This window comes from Hymenobacter cheonanensis (assembly GCF_030581075.1).
Classification (GTDB): domain Bacteria; phylum Bacteroidota; class Bacteroidia; order Cytophagales; family Hymenobacteraceae; genus Hymenobacter.
In genome coordinates, this window is record NZ_JAUQSW010000003.1 from 262,043 (window position 1) to 280,003 (window position 17,961).

Here is a 17,961-nt window from a genome sequence, read left to right on the forward strand (position 1 = left end):
CTTAGCCGAGGCCTACGCTAGGCAATAATAGCCACGTCGCCGCCACCCCAGCCCGAGCCACCTACGGCTGCCACGTCACCACCGCCCCAGCCTGAACCACCTACAGCCGCCACATCACCACCGCCCCAGCCCGAGCCACCTACAGCCGCTACGTCGCCGCCGCCCCAGCCCGAGCCGCCCACAGCCGCTACGTCGCCGCCACCCCAGCCCGAGCCACCTACGGCTGCCACGTCGCCGCCACCCCAGCCCGAGCCGCCTACGGCTGCCACGTCGCCGCCACCCCAGCCCGAGCCGCCTACGGCCGCCACGTCACCACCACCCCAGCCCGAGCCGCCTACGGCTGCAGTAGAAGAAGAGTGGGTAGCGAAGCTGAAAACCTGAAAGAGGGCGATAGTGAGAACCTGAAACATGACGGGGTTGATTGTTAGAGTGAATTGTTGATACAAATCTCCTCTAGGTGCTCAGCCCTCAAAAGGAAAGAGGCAGCCTGCCTGTGACAAGGACTAATCCAAGTGCGAAATGGATTAATTAAGGATGGGTGAAGAAAAGAAAGCGCTACTGGTTGCTTGCTAGTCGATACTCCTAAGGGAGTAGTGCGAAAAAAAAAGCGAAATGTGACATCGTACCGTATAAATTGCACGCACTACTCCAAGATGCAAAGGTTGGGCAAGCTAACAGTTGATACAAGGATAATGAGCCAGTTTTTGTACGAGCATTTTGAAGTAGGTATGTTGGTAAAAAAATGGCTTTAAACGCTCCTGAGGCACTTTTTTGATGAAAGAAATTGCAAATTTGGCGCGAATTGTGACATTGCGCCGGATGCGCCAGCGTTCGCTGCTTGACCTTGATGCCACGCGCCTGGGTAAGGAGGAGCGCCTGATGCAAGAGATAGCCATAAACCCTGAAGTGACTGCTTTACAGCTTACTAAATCACTTTACGGTACAAACTCGACCAGCAACCAAGCCGCGATGCGCCAGCTGCGCGCCCGGGTGCAGGACAAGCTGCTGAATCACTTATTTTTTCTAGACCATTCGGACCCGCGCCTGCTGGTGTCGCGTCGCTATGAGATTGAATGCCTGAACTTACTGCATAAAGCGACCATTTTATACCTGGAAGGCGAATACTCGCTGAGCGAGCGCCTGTTGCGGCGCTGCATACGGGCTGCTGAACAGGGAGATTTTACCACTTATGAGGAGCAGGCCTCCCAAAAGCTGCGGGCTATTTATGCCGAGCAGCGCCAGCAGAGCAAGTTTGATAAGCTAGGGGAGGAGTTGGTAAGGCTGCGCCAGGTAATTGAGTATGAGCGCGAAGCAGAAAAAATATTTTTCGACGTGCAGCTAGGGGCAGAAGACGCAGTAGCCAAACGCCACGAAATAGTAACCAAGCTACCTGCTTACCTAAAGCGGCTCGAAGAATTACACCAGGCGGCGGGCACCTTCGGGACATTTATTGCGCTGTACCGGGTGCGTTTGATTGAAGCGGGGCTAGCCGGGCACTACCAGGAAATAATTCTGCAAACGCAGCGGGCCTCGGCCCAGCTGGCGGCGGGCACCATCAATGCCCGGCGGTTCGACCAGCGTTTCAATCACTTCATGAATGTGTACGCGCATTTGCGCGGCCGCCGCCCGGTAGAGGGCCTGAAGCTGGCCGAGGCGTTTGCCGAAACCATTCACCCCACGTCCAGCAACTGGTTTTATTTCTACGAGCACTACCTGCTGCTGGCCCTGCACGCGGGCGAATACGAGCAGGCCATGCGCCTACTGCACATGGCCCACAAAAACCCTTCGTATGGCAAGCTGCGCCCGGCTGCCCTTGAGCGCTGGGAGCTATTGGAGGCCTATACCGAGCTGGTGCTGCCTAGCGAGCAGGTGCTGCCGCGCCGGCGCAATCAACTGGCCGTGTTTGCGGCACTCACGGTGCCCGAATACAGCCGCGACAAGCGGGGCCATAACGTAGCTATTCTGATATTTCAGTTGGTGCACTACCTGCAAGAGCGGCTGCTGGAGCCCGTGCTGGTGCGGCTGGAACGCCTGCGCAAGTACCAGCAGCGCCACCTGCGCGACGCGGCCACGCTGCGCAGCCGCACGTTTTTGCGACTGCTGCTGCTGCTGCCCGAGGCCGACTTCGACCCCGCCAAGCTAGCCCAGCGTGGCCAGCCGCTGCTACGCACGCTGCAGCAGGCTACCCTAACGCGGGATGCCGACGCGGAAGTGGAGATTATACCCTACGAAAACCTTTGGCTGCTGATAATGAGAATATTATCGCAAGGCACGCCTCAGTAAATAGCTGGCCTAGGGCTCTACTACTACCTCCTGGCTGACGCAGTTGCTGGCGGCGCACGAGCCGGGGCCGTAGCCGCGCAGGCTCATGCGCACGGCAAAGCGGCCGGCCTTGCGAAACGTGTGCTCGGCGCGGCGCCCCTGCTGGGTGTAGCCATCGCGAAAGTCCCACACCACTACTACCGACTGGCAGTCGGGCAGGACCGAATCGAGCGCATCGAAAGTCACGGGCTGGCCCACGCGGGCTTTCAGGGTGGGCCCCACGCTGAAATTGAGCACTGGCTTGCGCGTAAGGTCTACGTCGAAGGTGCGCTCGGCGCGGCGCACTTCGCCGGTGGCGGGCACGGCCACGTCGAGCGTTACCTTGTAGTGGTCGCGCGTTTTGTAGCAGTGCGTGATGGTGAGGCCCGTGAGAGTGGTGCCATCGCCCATATTCCAGCGGTATTCGAGGTTGCCGGCGCCGGGGTCTACCGAGCGGCTGGCATCAAAATCGACGCACAGCTCGGCGGGCTGCACCGGGCCGCAGTCTACCACGCTAGGGTCGGCCGCCGGGTACTGGGCGTGGGCCACGATGGGCAGGGCGAGGGCCGCGGCCAGGCCCAGGGCCGCCCGTAAAAAAGTAGAAAGTATGCGCACCAAAAAGTGAGTTAGCGTAGAAAAAGGAGAAGCACCCAGCTCGCAGGCGCTACAGCTTGTTGAGGCGCTGAAGCAGGCCGCGCATGTACGTTTGGCCGATGGGGATATACTTCTCCTTTAGCAGCAAGGAGTTGTCTTCCAGCGCTTGCACGTAGTCGATGTTAATGATGAACGAGCGGTGCACCCGCACGAAGCGCTGCGGCGGGAATTTCTCCTCAATGGCCCGCATGGTGCTGTACACGATGAGCTTGCTGCGGCTCGTAACGAGGTGCACGTAGTCGCCGAGGGCCTCAACGTAAAACACGTCGGCAAAATCGACGCGCACCAGCTTGTTGTCTACCTTCACGAAGGTGAACTCGGCACTGCTTGCGGGCACTAGGCCGTCGAATTCGGATGGGGCCGTGCGCTGGGTCGTAATGGTTTCCAGCACCTTTTGGGCGGCCTGCAAAAAGCGTGGGTACGATAACGGCTTGAGCAGATAGTCGGCCACGGCAAACTCGAAAGCCTGCACGGCATACGACCGGCTGCTGGTGATGAGCACTACCTGCGGCGGGTTGGGCAGGCTGCGCAGTAGGTCGAGGCCCGACATAATGGGCATTTCTACATCCAGAAACAACACATCGAACTCCTGAGTGCGCAGCATTTCGGCGGCCTCAATGGCGCTGCCGCACGCCGCGGCTGCGGCCAGAAAGGGGGTATTACCGATGCAGGTGCGTACGATTTGTACTGACATGGGGTCGTCGTCGACCACAAGGCAGCGTAGCGGCGTAGTGATAGTAGGGCTGAGTTCAGGAGTAGAATAAGGCATAGCGTAACGTTAAAATACAAGTAAGTAGTCCAGGCAAATGTAGGGCTTAGGCAGACAATAAAGCATGGGTATTTTCTGAAATGACGGCTAAATAATGTGAGCGATAGGTTGGCGCTAGCCGGATGCCTCAGGCCCGCTCCTGCAACTGCGGGTAAAGCTGGCTAAGCTGCTGCTGCACAGTCTGCAACAAGGGTTCGCAGTAGGGGCAGCCGGGCAGGCGCGCGCTACGCTCCAGCTCGTCGAGCTGGGCGTGCAGGCCGGGCACGCCAAAGTAGGCCACCTGCCCCTTTAGCTTGTGGGCCGTGGCAGCCACCGTGGGCGGGTCGTGGGGGTAGGCGGCGGCCAGCACCTGCTCCAGGGCCGGGGCTTCGGTGAGGAAGGTGTTAACAATCTGGCTGATGAAGCCGGCATTGCCGCCGGCCAGCTCTTCCAGCTGCTGCCAGCTGGGGTGCAGCCCCGGGGGCTTGCTGGGGGGCGGCGGGGCGGCCGGGGCGGGCGCGGGGCGGCCGGGCGCCGCCTCGGCCGCCAGCCGGCCCGTGAAGTGGGCTAGCCGGGCATAGAGCGCGGCCGGCTCGAAGGGCTTGGCCAGAATGTCGTTCATGCCGGCGGCCAGGGCCAGGCTGCGGTCTTCGGGCAGCACCGAGGCCGTGAGGCCGATAATGGGCAGCTGGGCCAGGTCGGGGTGGTGCTGGCGCAGGGCGCGGGTGGCGGCGTAGCCATCCAGCTCGGGCATCTGCACATCCATAAGCACGGCGTCGAAGGGCGCGGGGGCAGCTAGCACCTGCTCCACGGCCAGGCGGCCGTTGTCGGCAATGGTGACGTGCACATTCCACTTTTCCAGGGTTTTACGCACTACCAGTTGGTTGAGGCTATTGTCTTCGGCCACGAGCACGCGCAGGGCTGGCTCGAAGGGCGGCAGCGGGCCGGCCAGGGCGCCGGGGCTGGCCTGGCTGGCCTCGGCCACGGGGTAAGTAAGCTCGAAGGCAAACGTGGAGCCCACGCCTTCTGCGCTGCGCACGCCCAGTTGGCCGCCGTGCAGCTGCACCAGGTTGCGGGCAATGCTCAGGCCCAGGCCCGTGCCGCCAAACTCGCGGGTGGTGCTGGCATTGGCCTGCGAAAAATCTTCGAAAATGGCCGCCAGCTTGTTGTTCGGAATGCCGATGCCCGTGTCCTGCACCTCGAAGCGCAGCGCCACGTGGCCGGGCGCAGCGGCCGGGCCCGGGGCTAGCCCCAGGCGCACCGATACGCCGCCCTGGCGGGTGAATTTGAGGGCGTTGCTGACGAGGTTGACGAGTACCTGCTGCAGGCGCACGGGGTCGCCCAGCACGGCCTCGGGCACGCCCTCGGCCACGTCTACGCGCAGGCTTAGGCCCTTGCTATCGGCGGCGTAGCGAAACAGCGTGCTGAGCCCGCGCACGGCCTCGGGCAGCCGGAAGGCCACCTGCTCAAGCGTCAGCTTGCCCGCCTCCATCTTCGACGAGTCGAGGATGTCGTTGAGAATAACCAGCAAATTTTGCGAAGAGGAGCCGATGGCCGTGAGGTACTCGTGCTGCTCGGTAGTAGTAGGCGTGTGCTGCAGCAGATTGGTAAGACCAATAACGGCATTCATGGGCGTACGGATTTCGTGGCTCATGTTGGCCAGAAACTGGGCCTTGGCCCGGCGCGAGGCTTCGGCCGCATCGCGGGCCACCAGCAGCTCGGCGTTGATGTGCTCAATGGCGTGGTTTTTCTGGCGCAGCTCGCTCGTGCGCTCGCGCACCGTGTGCTCGAGCTGCAGCTTCTGGCGGCGCAGCACGCGCTCGCGGGCGCTCACTACTACCACTACCAGCGCCACCACCGCCCCCAGGGCCAGGGCCAGGGCCAGCGGCGTGCGCCACCACGGCGTGGCAATGCCAAAGGTGCACCGGGCCGCCGGCCCCCAGGCGGCGCCCGGCGCGGTGCGGCGCACCTGCGCCTCCAGCACATACTGGCCGGGGCCGAGGCCCACCAGCTGCGCCTCGCCCAGCGCGCTGGGGTGGCTCCACTCGTCGGCCAGGCCCCGCAGGCGGTAGCGGTACTGCAGGCCCCCCGCGCCCCCCGGCGCCAGGCTAATGCCCTGGAAGGTAAAGCGGATGCGGTGCGGCCCGGCCGGCAGCTCGCCCAGCGCGCCCAGCCGGCTTTCGCCATCCACCTCTACCCCGCCGATGGCTAGGGGCGGCGCGGGGGCATGGCCGGGCCGCAGGCGGGCCAGGGTGGCCAGGTCGAGGCGCAGCTGGCCGGTGCGGGTGCCTACCCAGGCCACGCCCGCGGCCAAGGCCGTAGTAGGCAGGTTGCCCTGGGCCAGCAGGTCGTCGGGGGCCGTGAGGGGCATGGCTACGTGGCGGTTATCGAGCAGGCTCAGGCCCTGGGGGTGCACCAGCAGCAGGGTGCCGGCCAGCGGCGCGGGCAGGGGCAGCAGGGCCGTGAGGAAGTCGTTGGGCAGGGTGCCGCTGGCTTTGCCGAGATGCTGCCAGCGGCCGCTGGCCGGCCGGCAGTACAGGCCCTGGCCCTCGGTGCCCACCCAGATAGTGCCGGCCGCATCTTCGGCCAGGGCGCTGGCGTCGAGGCCAACGGCATTCAGCTTGAGGTAGCTGAAATGCTGCCGCGCCGGCTCCCAGATGGCTAGCCCCGTGTTGTGGCCGCCCACCCACACGCGGCCAGTATGGTCGGCCAGCAACGCTGTGATGCTGTTGTGCAGCAGACCATTGGCAGTGGTGAAGTGCTGCACGGCGGGCTGGGGGCTAGCCGGCGACTTATCGGGCAGCAGGTACACGCCATCGGCCGCCGTGCCCACCCACAGGCCCGCGCCCGGCGCGTAGGCCAGCGCCGTCACGGCCGAGCCCAGGCTTTGGGTAAGGCCCGGAATTGACTGGAATGGCTGGCCTGGTGCAGGCACGGCGTGTACACCGGCCATCGCAGTGCCGACCCAAAAACCGCCACCCTGGCCTACGGGGCGGGCTAGTAGAGCGGTCGCCGATTCGCCTGGTGGGGGTGGCTGGCGCCAATTGCCGACCATAACCGCCGGGCCCGCATTCCGAAACTGGTAGTAGGGCGAGCCAGTAAAAGTGGCCCACGCTGCCCTTTGCCAGCTCGCTAAAGCAAGGGGCACGCCAGCCGGGCCCGCGAGCTTGGGCCACAGGCTCAGAAAGCGGTCGGCGTGCAGCCAGAGGCCCTGGCCGGCGGTGCCAAGCCAGGCGTTGCCCTCGCGGTCTTCGAGCAGGCAGGTGGGCACCACCTCGGGGGGCAGCGCCAGGTGGTAGCGGCGCTGGTAGGCGCCGAGGCGGGCGGTATCGGGCGCAACGGCCCCCAAACGGCCAGGCGGCGGGCCGCCGGGCAGGCTAGCGGAAGCTGGACGAAAGCCTTGGTTAGCAGCCAGCTGCACCGAGCGGCTGCCCTGGGCGTGGGTGGCCCACAGGGCCCCGCTGGCGGGGTCTTGCCAGAGGCCGGTTACGAAGTTGTCGGCTAGCCCGTCGCGGGTGGTCAGGGTCACGAAGCGGCTGCCGTCGTAGCGCACCAGGCCCTCGGCGGTGCCCAGCCAGAGGTAGCCCTGGCGGTCTTGCAGCAGGCAGTAGATAAAGGGCTGGGCTAGCCCCTCGGCCGGCCCAAACTGCCGCACAAAGGCCTGCGGCCCCGGGGCGGCGTGCCCCGGCCGTAGCCCCAGCAGCAGGGCCACTACTAAAAGCCCGCCCCAGCGGCGCAGCCCAGAAATAATACAAGAAAACACAGCGATAAAACTAGCGCACCAAAGCCAAAAATGCCCTAGAACGCAAGTTAGCTAGTGGTCCCGGTCGAGGCTAAGTAAATTTGGCCAGCCAGGGCCTGGACCTCGGTAAAGCCCGTCATATTGCCGGTAAACTACTGGCCCGGCCTGGCGAGCCACGTAAAAGAGCCGGGCAACCAGTGCCCGGCCCTTCCACGCCTTGTGCTCAGCTGGCGCCGGCTACTCAAACACGATACGCCGTGCGGCGGGCGTGCCACCGGCCGGGGCATACAGCAGGTTGTAGAGGCCCGGGGCCAAGCCCGGCGGCACGGTGCGCTCGAGGGTAGTGCCGGTTTGCTGCACCTGCTCGTGCCACACTACCCGGCCCAGGTTATCGACCAGGCGCAGGCTCACGGCGCCCGTGAAGGCGGGCAGCCGCACGCGCAGGCTGCTGCCGGCCGGGGTAGGGTTGGGCCAGGCTTCGAGGCCCACGGCGGCCGCGGCGGTGGTGAGGGCCAGCAGGTTGCCGCCCACCTGCACATTGTCGATATACAGCGAGTTGCCAAAATTATTATACCCCACAAAGCGCAGCACTACGCTGCGCCCGGCGTAGGGCGTCAGGTCGATGCGCTCCTGGCGCCAGTCGGCGGCCGAGGTGGGGATGAATAAATAGTCGCGGGTATTGGCGGTGGGCAGCGTGGCCTGGCCTTTGGCGTAGGGGCGGCCTAGCACGGCCCCGGTGCAGGCATCGGCCACCTGCACAATGAGCGAATCGGCCGATATCTTGGCCGTGTTGCTGTCGGTAAAAGTGGCGTAGGCCACGTCGAAGAGCAGCGTGGGCAGGCCGACGCCCGTCAGGTTGAGGGCCGGGGTGTACACGGCATCGCGCTCGCCCACGTTGGCATCGAAGGCAAACGGCGCCCGTAGCACGTGGCTGCGCACGCCCTGACGGTTGATGGTGGTATCGCGCACGGCCCAGGCGTATTGCCCATCGGGATTCACCAGGGTCCAGCCCGTGGGCAGGGCTAGCGAGGCGTCGAAATTCTCGGCAAACGGAATGGTTCGGCCCGCCGTCACCTCCACGGGCAGCGAGTAGGTAGTGCTGCCGTAGGCATTGCTGACTACCAGCGTGGCGGTGTAGGTGCCGGCCGTGGCATACGTGACAGCCCCTGGGCTAGCCACCGTGGCGCTGCCCGGCGAGCCCCCCGGAAAGCTCCAGGCGTAGGCTGCGGGGCAATAGCTGGCCGTGCTGCTAAACGTGACTACGCCGCCTGGGCACACGCTGGCGCGGCTGGCGGTGGGCACCGCCACCGGCGCACGGCCGTAGATAAACACCACGCCCGTGTCGGTGCGGGCGGCCGTGCCGTTGGCATTGCTCACGCTCAGCGTCACGCCGTAGTGGCCGGGCGCATTGTACACCACCGTGGGGTTGCGCAAGGTAGAGGTGGCCGGCGTGCCGCCGGGAAAAGTCCAGTTCCAGGCCGTAGGCCGCAGGGCCGAAGTATCGCTAAAGGCCACCGTGAGGCCCGGGCAGCCCACCGTGGGCACGGCCGTGTACAGCGGAATGGGCGCCGCCACGGTGCTCGTCACGGCAATGTCATCAAAAAGCCGTCCGCGCTGGCTAGCCACCGCCGCCGAGGCAATGGCCCCGCTGTACTGCTGAAAGCGAATCCGCACATCGTTGCTCAGCGTGAGGCCGTTGGCAGTGGCAAACTGGCTCAGGTTGACGGTTTTGGTCTGGTACGTGGTGGTGGCGTTGGTGCCCGTCAGGTCCACGAGGCGGTACCAGGTGGTGCCGCCGTCGGCGCTCAGGGCCACGCCGTCGGTGTTGCTGCGGGTGCTGAACTGCGTGGGCATGGTCTCGTCGGTTTCGCCGGCCAGCTTACGCTCCCGAAAGGTGAGCTGCAGGCTGGCCCCGGCGGTGCCGCTCAGGTACCACGTCACCTCATTGAGGCTACGGCTGGCCGACGAGCCGGTAAAAGGCGCATCCAGCACCAGATGGTAAAGGCCCGAGGCCGGCCCTAGCGTGGTGCGCACCTCCACCCGGCCCGCGCCGGTGCTGTTCACCAGCCAGCTAGGGGGTAGCGCGCCTTTCTCAAGGTCCTGCACGGCGGGGGGCGCCTGTGCCACCACCGGCCCGTAAATGGCCGTGTAGGCATCGAGCAGCCCCGGCCCGGTGTAGGCATCAGTAGCCGAGGCACCGATGAGGCGCGCCGAGCCCACCAGGCGGCTATACACCTGGGTCGGCGTGAGGCCCGGGGCTGTTTCGCGCAGCAGCGCCGCTGCCGCCGCCGCGTGCGGAGCCGCCGCCGAAGTGCCGTAGAAGTTAGGAAAGCCGTTGCTTTCGGTATCGGAGCCGCTGTATTCGGCCCCGAAAAAACTGGTGTCGGTGCCGTCGATAGACGCAATGTCGGGCTTCTGGCGGTACTCCACGGCGGCTAGCGGCGTGCCCGTGGGCCCAAACAGAAAGGGCATGGCGCCGCCCTTGGAGGTGAAATATTCGGCCGTGCGCTGGTTGGTGTAGGGCACGGCGGCCACGGCCTGGGCGCTGGCCGCCGCCGGGTGGCCCACAATGGTGGGGCTGCTCGTTTTCCACTCGGTGGCGCCGTAGCTGCCGTTGTCCACGTATTTTAGGCGGGCCGGGTTGGCGGTGTTGGCCCGGCGCACAACAACGAAATCGAACGCCGTGGTGCTGCTGCTGGATACATCATTGACGTAATCCAGAATTTCGAGCGGCGTCTGCGACAGCAGGTTATTATCGTCGGAGCGGGCCACCGTATCGGCCGCCACGCCGTTGCGCACGGCAATCAGGTACATGTCGAGGTCCGTTTTCACGCCGCTAGCCGTGTAGTAGGGGTCCGACCATTCGAGGGTCGGAAAAAACTCCTGGCCGTTGGTGAGCGTGATGCGTTGCGTCACGTCGGTAGTCGCGCCCGAAACGTCGAAGTTGAGCCGGGCTGCCGCCTTGCTGCCGATGGTGGCCTGCACAAATTGCGGCGCGTTGTTTTCGTAGCTCTGGTCGGCCTCGTTGCCAGCCGCCGAGAAGTAGGCCACGCCCCGCTGCGCCACTACCTGGTTGATAGCCTGTGCAATAACGCCATCCTGGTAAAACGGCTCGCCGAAATAGGCAATGTCATCCACCAGTATCTGGCAGTTGCCCCTGGCCGGGTCGGCCAGCGCCAGCACCTGCTGGGCAAAGTTGCCTTCCCCAAAATACACGCTGCTGAACGCCAGCCCCACGCCCGGCGCCAGGTCGTAGATGAGTTGGCTCATGGCCCGGCCCTCGTCGCTGCCGCCCTGCTCATCGGTCAGGTCTTGCAGCACCTGCACGCCGGCCGGCAGGTCGCCCGCCGCCACGTCGGCCGCCGCCCCATCCTTTGAGTTAAAGGAGTCGCTCATCACCCCAATGCGCACGCCCTTGCCCGATACCAGGCCGGGGCGCGTGGCGCGGGCGCGGGCCGCTTCCAGGGCATCGTCGGCCTGGCTCGTTACGCGGCCACCGTGCGTCTGGGGCTTCAGGGTGGGCAGCACGCCTAGCAGGCCGCGGCCCACCAGCCCCTCAATGCCCTGGCTGCCGGGCGCCAGCTGGCTCAGCGGCAGCAGGCCTTCCACAAAGTGCAACTCGGGGTAGGCGGCCACCACCTGAAAGCCCCGGCTAGCGAGGCCCGGCAGCAGGGCGTTCACATCCTGCGCCGTAATGCGCACCAGCACCGCCGAGGTTTCCTTGTTGAATTTTAGGCGCGGAAAATTGGCTCGCAGCGCCGCCGGTGCATCGGGGGTAGTACGCGCCGCCGCGCCCGCCTGCTGGCGGTAGAGGCGCTGCAACTCGCCGCCCAGGCGCGAGCCGTGGTCGGTGGGCTGGGCCGTGATGAGAGGCGCCTGGGTGTGATTGCCCACCCGGGTGGCCGCCAGGCGGCGAGCTGTAGGAGCTGGTGCGCCACCCGTTTGGGCCCAGGCAGCTTGGCCTAGGGTAGCCCAGGCTACAAGCCCAGTCGCGGCCAGCCGCCGGTAGGTAGTAGAAATAGAAAAACTCATGCAAAAAACACGAAAAAGCTAGTGGATAGCCAATTAAAGCAGTAGTACTGCCAACGCGGGGTCCGGCTAAATTAATTCACCCGATTGCGGCGCTGGGGCCTGTTGCGGGCACTTGCTGGCTTAGTATGGGCCTAACGTCGCCCAGTTCGGTAGTTGAGCCGACCATTGCCGCCGCAAGTGCCGAGTGAACTGCTGATTAAACTTTTTGCCCGGTTGCCGAATTATAGCAGGCGGCACCCGCTAGGCCGTAATTTTGTACGAGCGGCACGGGTGCCGCGCACTTTTATTTATTCAATCATGGCTGTTTACCCCGAATATATGGTAGCCCCCATCCGCCAGGACCTGGTGGAGGCGGGCTTCGAGCAACTGATGTCGCCGCAGGAAGTAGACGCGGCTCTCGCCGATACCGAAGGCACCGTGCTGGTGGCCGTAAACTCGGTGTGCGGCTGTGCCGCCGCCAAGGCTCGCCCGGCTCTCAAGCTGGCCCTGGCCAGCGCCGACAAAAAGCCCGGTAAGCTCGTAACCGTTTTTGCCGGCATGGAAACCGACGCCGTCGCCAAAATGCGCGAGCACCTGCTGCCCTACCCGCCTTCCTCGCCCTGCATCGGCCTCTTCAAGGATGGCGAGCTTGTGCACATGATTGAGCGCTACCACATCGAGGGCTCAGACCTCATGCGCATTGTGAACAACCTGCAAGGTGCGTTCGAAGAGTACTGCTAATCACGGATTACGCGGATTTTAGCGGATTTCACGGATTTTGTGGACGGCTCCTGACGGTGGTTGGGAGCCGTTTATTTTTGCCGGCTACGCTTTGTGTTATTTTAGCGCTATGTTGTTAGATACAAGATTCAACAAGCTAACCGAGCGGGTAATTGGTTGTGCGATGCGCGTGCACACTGAGTTGGGCAGCGGCTTTCCCGAGCTTATTTATCAGCGGGCGCTGGCAGTAGAGCTAAAGGAAGCTGAAATTAATTTTCAAGGCGAAATTCATCTACCTGTATTCTATAAGGAAGTGCCCATTGGCGCCCGGCGCGCCGATTTTCTGCTAGAAGAGCAATTGCTAATTGAGCTTAAGGCTATCAGTGAGCTTGTGCCGTTAAACTATGCCCAAGTCATAAATTATCTCAAAGCCTACCGATTGGAGGTCGCGCTCCTTATCAATTTCGGTGGGGCTAGCCTGCAATTCAAGCGCTTTGTGCAAAATGTTTCCCGCTAGCCGCCAAAAATAAACGGCTCCCAACCACCGTCAGGAGCCGTCCACAAAATCCGTGAAATCCGCTAAAATCCGCGTAATCCGTGATTTTAGTTGGCCACCTCACTCAAGAACTTGATGCGCATGAGCCGCACCTCCTCCTCGGTGTAGTCGTCGGGGCCTAGCTCATTCATGGCCACCGCAATGTTGTCGGTTTGGGCCGTCATGAAGTAGTCGTAAATCTCGTCCTGCTTGTCCTCATCCACCGCATCCTGAATGTAGTAATCCAGGTTCAGGCGAGTACCCGAGTAGCAGATGTGCTCGATTTCCTCCACCAGGTCGGTCATCGAGATGCCCTGGCTGCGGGCAATGCCCGCCAGATCCATCTTCTTGTCAATCTGCTGGATGATGTAAATCTTGAGCTTCGAGCGGTTCACCGTCGACTTGATAACGACGTCGGCGGCCGTCTCGATGTCGTTGTCTTCCACGTACTTCTTGATGGCCGCCACGAAGGGCGCCCCAAACTTCTGGGCCTTGCCCTGGCCCACGCCCGCAATGTGCGTCAGCTCGTGCAGGCTCTGCGGGTAGATGGTGGCCATCTCCTTCAGGCTAGGGTCCTGAAAGAGCACATAGGGCGGCAGGTTCTTCTGCTTGGCCACCTGCTTGCGCAGCTCTTTAAGCTGCACAAACAGCGCCTCGTCGTGGCCGGCGGCCTGCTGCACTTTCTCGCCGTCTTCCTCTTCCTGCTTCTCAGCCTCGAAATCGTGGTCTTTGGTGAGCGTGAAGGCGTGCGGATTTTCAATGAAGTCGATGCCCTTCTGCGTGATGTGAATCAGGCCAATCGAGTCGATGTCCTTCTCCAGTAAGCCATTAAGCAGGCACTGGCGCAGCACCGACAGCCACAGCTGCATGTCACCGCTCAGCTCCTTGCCCTGGCCATACACCGGCAAGCCGGTGTGGCCGTAGCTCTCGATGTGCGGGTTGGAGAGGCCTAGCAGTACCTGGGCCACGTGGTCGAGGCCGAAGCGCGCCTCGGTCTGCACCACCGCGCGCAGGGCTAGCCCCACGTGCTCGCGGCCCTCAAATTTCTCCTTGGGATGGCGGCAGTTGTCGCAAAAGCCGCAGTCCTTGTCCAGGTGCTCGCCGAAGTAGTGCAGCAGCTGGCGGCGGCGGCACACGGCGCTCTCCGAGTAGTTCGTCATTTCCAGCAGCAGCTGCCGGGCGTTGTCGCGCTCGGTCACGGGCTTGTCTTTGCTGAATTTTTCGAGCTTCAGAATATCGTCGTAGCTGTAGAACATCAGGCAGTTGCCTTCCAGGCCGTCGCGGCCGCCGCGGCCGGTTTCCTGGTAGTAGCCCTCAATGCTCTTGGGCGCGTCGTAGTGAATGACGAAGCGCACGTCGGGCTTGTCGATGCCCATGCCGAAGGCTATGGTGGCCACAATCACGTCGCAGTCCTCGTTCAGAAACGCATCCTGGTTGCTCATGCGGGTGTGCGGGTCGAGGCCGGCGTGGTAGGGCAGGGCGCGCACGTCGTTCACGCGCAGCAGCTCGGCCACTTCCTCCACCTTCTTGCGGCTCAGGCAGTAAATGATGCCGGCCTTGCCCTTGTGCGACTGCACGTACTGGATGAGCTGCTTCTTGGTGTTGCGCTTGGCCCGCACCTCGTAGTAGAGGTTGGTGCGGTTGAACGAGGTCTTGAACACGCTCGCATCGTCCATGTGCAGGTTTTTCTGGATGTCGAGCTGCACCTTGGGCGTGGCCGTGGCCGTGAGGGCAATGAGCGGAATCTTACCCCCCAGGTTGTCGATAATACCGCGAATCTTGCGGTACTCGGGCCGAAAGTCGTGGCCCCACTCCGAGATGCAGTGGGCCTCATCGATGGCTACAAACGAAATGCTGGCCTTTTGCAGAAAGGCGATGGTATCGTCCTTAGTCAGGCTTTCGGGCGCCACGTATAGCAGCCGCACCTCGCCCGAAATCACGTCTTTCTTGACGCGGTTCATCTCCGTCTTGGTCAGCGTCGAATTGTAAACCTGCGCGTTCACGCCGAAAGCGGCCAGCTGGTCTACCTGGTTCTTCATCAGGGCAATGAGCGGCGAAATGACGATGGCCGTGCCCGGCAGCACCAGGGCCGGCAGCTGGTAGCACAGGCTTTTGCCCGCGCCCGTGGGCATAATCACAAACGTGTTGTTGCCCGCCAGTATGTTCTGAATAACAGCCTCCTGGGTGCCCCTGAACTGCCCAAAGCCGAAGACTTCCTTAAGCTTGGTTTTGAGTTCGGCATTCGCAACAACTGGTTCTTCAACGGCGGTCAGTGACATGGACTAGCAAGTAAGGCGAAGCGGATAGCGTGTGGTTCTTAGCGAAGATAAGCAGGAAGGGAACTTTTTTGCGAAAAACTTCGCGGCATGCGTAACATTTTGGAAAAGCTCCGGGCCAGGAGTAGGCCGGGCTGCGGCGTGTCTTTTGGGCCGCTGGCGGGCTAGCGGTTGCCCTACATTTCTGCGGCGTATTTTTGGCCGTGCAACCAACTTCTGCTTTTCCTCCCAGTAGCGCGGTCGATGTGCTGGCCGTGGCCCGGCAAGTGCTGCTTACCGAAGCCGATGCCCTGCGCGACGTGGCCCAGGCCGTGGGCGCTACCCCCGATTTTGCCCGCTGCGTGGCCGCCCTGCTAGCCCTGCGCGGCCGCGTGGTGGTAACGGGCGTGGGCAAGAGCGCCCACATTGCCGGTAAAATGGTAGCCACGCTCAACGGCACCGGCACGCCTGCGCTGTTTATGCACGCCGCCGACGCCATTCACGGCGACCTGGGCATGATTCAGGCCGAAGACTTTGTAATTGCCATCAGCAAAAGCGGCGACACGGCCGAAGTAAAAGTTTTGGTGCCGTTGCTGCGCCGCAAGGGCGTGCCGCTGGCCGCCTTGGTCAGCAACGCCGACTCGTACCTGGCCCGGCAGGCCGACTACGTGCTGCACGCCCCCGTGCGCCGCGAGGCCTGCCCCCACGACCTGGCGCCCACCACCAGCACCACCGCCGCCCTGGCCCTGTCTGATGCCCTGGCCGTGTGCCTGCTCGAAAGCCGCCAATTTTCGGTCCAGGATTTTGCCCGCCTGCACCCCGGCGGCACGCTCGGCAAAAAGCTGTACCTCACCGTGGGCGACCTCAGCCGCCAAAACCAGCGCCCGCAGGTGGGCCTGGCCGCGCCGCTGCGCGAGGTGCTGCTCGAAATATCGGGCAAGCGCCTGGGCGCCACCGCCGTGCTCGACGAGGCCGGGGGGCTAGCCGGCATCATCACCGACGGCGACCTGCGCCGCATGCTGGGCCGCGGCCACCTCAGCGAACTCGATGCCCTCACGGCGCGCGATATTCTCACGCCCCAGCCGGCTACCATCGACATTGGCGAGTTTGCGGCCGAGGCGCTGGCCCGGATGCAGGCCCGCAACATTACGCAGCTGGTGGTGCTGGAGGCGGGGCAGTTTGCCGGCTTCATTCACCTGCACGACCTGCTGCGCGAAGGGCTGGTGTGAGGGGCTAGCCTGCCGCAGGCAACTGCGAAAAGGGTATAGCTCACCAGCGAAGCCGAGCTAAAGCCTGAAAGGCTACGCAGGTCAGCGCCTATCTTCGCCCCGACTCACTTTGCCCGCACTTTCTATGGAACATACCTATCTCGTTGTGATGGCGGGCGGCATTGGCAGCCGCTTCTGGCCCTTCAGCCGCACGCAGCACCCCAAGCAGTTTCACGATGTGCTGGGCGTGGGCCGGTCGATGCTGCAACTCACCGTCGACCGCTTCCGGGGGGTGTGCCTGCCCGAAAACGTATTCGTGGTAACCAACCGCGACTACATCGAGCTGGTGCATGAGCACCTGCCCGAGCTGCCGCTGAGCCATATTCTGGGCGAGCCCATCGGGCGCAACACGGCGCCCTGCATTGCCTACGCCAGCTACCGCATTGCGCAGCAAGACCCCGAGGCCACGCTTATCGTAACGCCGGCCGACCACGCCGTGCTGCGCGAGGAGGAGTTTCGCCGCCTCATCCGCGAGGCCGTGGCCTCGGCCCGGCAGCACGATGTGCTCATCACGCTCGGCATTCAGCCCTCGCGCCCCGATACCGGCTACGGCTACATTCAGTACATGGATGAGCCCGCCCACCGCCTGCCCGATTCGGCGCTCTACAAGGTGAAAACCTTTACCGAAAAGCCGAATAGCGACCTGGCCCGCATGTTTATCGAAAGCGGCGACTTTCTCTGGAACGCCGGCTTGTTTGTGTGGCGGGCCAGCGCCATAATCGAGGCTTTTCATCAGTGCCTGAGTGATATAGCCGAAGTTTTCGAGGAGGGCAAGCACCTGCTGGGCACCGAGCAGGAGGAAGCCTTCATCAACGAGGCCTACTCGCGCTGCCGCAACATCAGCATTGATTTCGGGGTGATGGAAAAGGCCGACAACGTGTACGTGCTGCCCGCCGACATCGGCTGGAGCGACCTCGGCACCTGGGACTCGCTGCACCAGGTGAGCCCGCACGATGCCCAGGGCAACGTAGTCGACGGCGAGGTGCTGCTCTACGACACCCGCGAATGCCTCATTAAAACGCCTCACGAGCGCCTGGTGGTGGTGCAGGGCCTCGACGGCTACATTGTGGCCGAGCACGACAACGTGCTGCTCATCTGCCAGCGCAGCGAAGAGCAGCGCGTGAAGGAGTTTGTAGCCGACGTAAAAGCCCGCAAGGGGACGGGGTATAATTAAACGTAACCCAGGTATAAACGCAAAGAGGCCGGCTGTGAATAGCCGGCCTCTTTGCGTTTATATCGTTTATAGCTGTACTACTGAAGCTTAGCTAGTATCAAGTCAAGCTTACCGTCCATTGCTTGTTGCATCTGCTTGATGCCAACCATGTCCGATTTTAACTCGGCCACGTCGGTCTTTAGGCCAACCACATCCGATTTTAACTCGGCTACATCGGTTTTCAGGCCAGCCACGTCAGTTTTCAGGCCGGCTACGTCGGTTCTCAGGCCAGCTACGTCGGTTCTCAGGCCAGCTACGTCCAGCTTCAGCTCGGCTATGTCAGCCTTGATGACAATGTGTTCGCGCAGCAGAAAAGCGATGTTATCGCTTTGTTGAACGGCGATGGTAGTCAGCTGGCCAACAGCGTTGGTCAGTTGCTTAAGCTGGGCCGTATGGCGGTCCAGAATCGTCATTGCTTCCGAAAGCAAGGGCTCAAGTTGGTCGAGGCGCTGGTCAGCAGTCATGCGGTATTTGGTGGGAGTCACGGCTAAAGTGTACGCGAAGATACTGACAA

General features: G+C 63.1%; 12 protein-coding genes. 5 read left to right on the forward strand and 7 right to left on the reverse strand.

From position 1 onward, the window contains the following. Nucleotides 1-17 precede the first annotated feature (17 nt). Nucleotides 18-410 (reverse strand): hypothetical protein, encoded by a 393-nt coding sequence (locus tag Q5H89_RS07535; RefSeq protein ID WP_305018675.1) that lies wholly within the window; start codon nt 408-410, stop codon nt 18-20. Nucleotides 411-819: 409 nt separating this feature from the next. Between Q5H89_RS07535 and Q5H89_RS07540 the strand changes: the two genes are divergently transcribed. Next, nucleotides 820-2,283, forward strand: a complete 1,464-nt coding sequence (locus Q5H89_RS07540) for a hypothetical protein (RefSeq protein WP_305018676.1) — start codon at nt 820-822, stop codon at nt 2,281-2,283. Nucleotides 2,284-2,292: 9 nt separating this feature from the next. On the opposite strand, the gene Q5H89_RS07545 is transcribed toward Q5H89_RS07540, so the two are convergent. The 4 genes from Q5H89_RS07545 to Q5H89_RS07560 all read right to left on the reverse strand — a co-directional run bounded on the left by Q5H89_RS07545 (nt 2,293) and on the right by Q5H89_RS07560 (nt 11,477). After that, entirely contained in the window at nt 2,293-2,916 is a 624-nt protein-coding gene (locus Q5H89_RS07545; protein ID WP_305018677.1) for a PKD domain-containing protein, read from the reverse strand. A gap of 49 nt (nt 2,917-2,965) precedes the next feature. Further along, entirely contained in the window at nt 2,966-3,724 is a 759-nt protein-coding gene (locus tag Q5H89_RS07550) for a LytR/AlgR family response regulator transcription factor (protein WP_305018678.1), read from the reverse strand. 127 nt (nt 3,725-3,851) lie between these two features. Continuing rightward, nucleotides 3,852-7,466, reverse strand: a complete 3,615-nt coding sequence (locus tag Q5H89_RS07555; protein ID WP_305018679.1) for a hybrid sensor histidine kinase/response regulator — start codon at nt 7,464-7,466, stop codon at nt 3,852-3,854. Between the two features lie 216 nt (nt 7,467-7,682). Beyond that, nucleotides 7,683-11,477: a PKD domain-containing protein gene (locus tag Q5H89_RS07560; protein ID WP_305018680.1), complete on the reverse strand. Its 3,795-nt coding sequence runs from the start codon at nt 11,475-11,477 to the stop codon at nt 7,683-7,685. Between the two features lie 297 nt (nt 11,478-11,774). Here Q5H89_RS07560 and Q5H89_RS07565 point away from each other — a divergent pair, with 297 nt between their 5' ends. Then, nucleotides 11,775-12,197, forward strand: a complete 423-nt coding sequence (locus Q5H89_RS07565) for a BrxA/BrxB family bacilliredoxin (RefSeq protein WP_305018681.1) — start codon at nt 11,775-11,777, stop codon at nt 12,195-12,197. Between the two features lie 109 nt (nt 12,198-12,306). Further along, a complete protein-coding gene (locus Q5H89_RS07570; RefSeq protein WP_305018682.1) occupies nt 12,307-12,693 on the forward strand; it encodes a GxxExxY protein in 387 nt (128 codons plus the stop codon). Between the two features lie 86 nt (nt 12,694-12,779). Here Q5H89_RS07570 and recQ read toward each other — a convergent pair whose 3' ends face one another. Further along, the gene (gene recQ, locus Q5H89_RS07575; protein WP_305018683.1) at nt 12,780-14,990 is read right to left on the reverse strand and encodes a DNA helicase RecQ; all 2,211 of its coding nucleotides are present in this window, start codon (nt 14,988-14,990) and stop codon (nt 12,780-12,782) included. A gap of 200 nt (nt 14,991-15,190) precedes the next feature. On the opposite strand from recQ, the gene Q5H89_RS07580 reads away from it, so the two are divergent. After that, nucleotides 15,191-16,195: a KpsF/GutQ family sugar-phosphate isomerase gene (locus Q5H89_RS07580; protein WP_305018684.1), complete on the forward strand. Its 1,005-nt coding sequence runs from the start codon at nt 15,191-15,193 to the stop codon at nt 16,193-16,195. A 124-nt stretch (nt 16,196-16,319) separates the two neighbouring features. Then, nucleotides 16,320-17,408, forward strand: a complete 1,089-nt coding sequence (locus Q5H89_RS07585; protein ID WP_305018685.1) for a mannose-1-phosphate guanylyltransferase — start codon at nt 16,320-16,322, stop codon at nt 17,406-17,408. A 77-nt stretch (nt 17,409-17,485) separates the two neighbouring features. Here Q5H89_RS07585 and Q5H89_RS07590 read toward each other — a convergent pair whose 3' ends face one another. Next, on the reverse strand, nt 17,486-17,932 hold the full coding sequence (locus Q5H89_RS07590) for a hypothetical protein (RefSeq protein WP_305018686.1): 447 nt from the start codon (nt 17,930-17,932) through the stop codon (nt 17,486-17,488). Nucleotides 17,933-17,961 lie beyond the last annotated feature (29 nt).

Coding starts and splice junctions, on each gene's coding strand:
- Q5H89_RS07535 (WP_305018675.1), bottom strand. CDS start 410: ATGTTTCAGGTTCTCACTATCGCCCTCTTTCAGGTTTTCAGCTTCGCT.
- Q5H89_RS07540 (WP_305018676.1), top strand. CDS start 820: ATGCGCCAGCGTTCGCTGCTTGACCTTGATGCCACGCGCCTGGGTAAG.
- Q5H89_RS07550 (WP_305018678.1), bottom strand. CDS start 3,724: ATGCCTTATTCTACTCCTGAACTCAGCCCTACTATCACTACGCCGCTA.
- Q5H89_RS07560 (WP_305018680.1), bottom strand. CDS start 11,477: ATGAGTTTTTCTATTTCTACTACCTACCGGCGGCTGGCCGCGACTGGG.
- Q5H89_RS07565 (WP_305018681.1), top strand. CDS start 11,775: ATGGCTGTTTACCCCGAATATATGGTAGCCCCCATCCGCCAGGACCTG.
- Q5H89_RS07570 (WP_305018682.1), top strand. CDS start 12,307: ATGTTGTTAGATACAAGATTCAACAAGCTAACCGAGCGGGTAATTGGT.
- recQ (WP_305018683.1), bottom strand. CDS start 14,990: ATGTCACTGACCGCCGTTGAAGAACCAGTTGTTGCGAATGCCGAACTC.
- Q5H89_RS07585 (WP_305018685.1), top strand. CDS start 16,320: ATGGAACATACCTATCTCGTTGTGATGGCGGGCGGCATTGGCAGCCGC.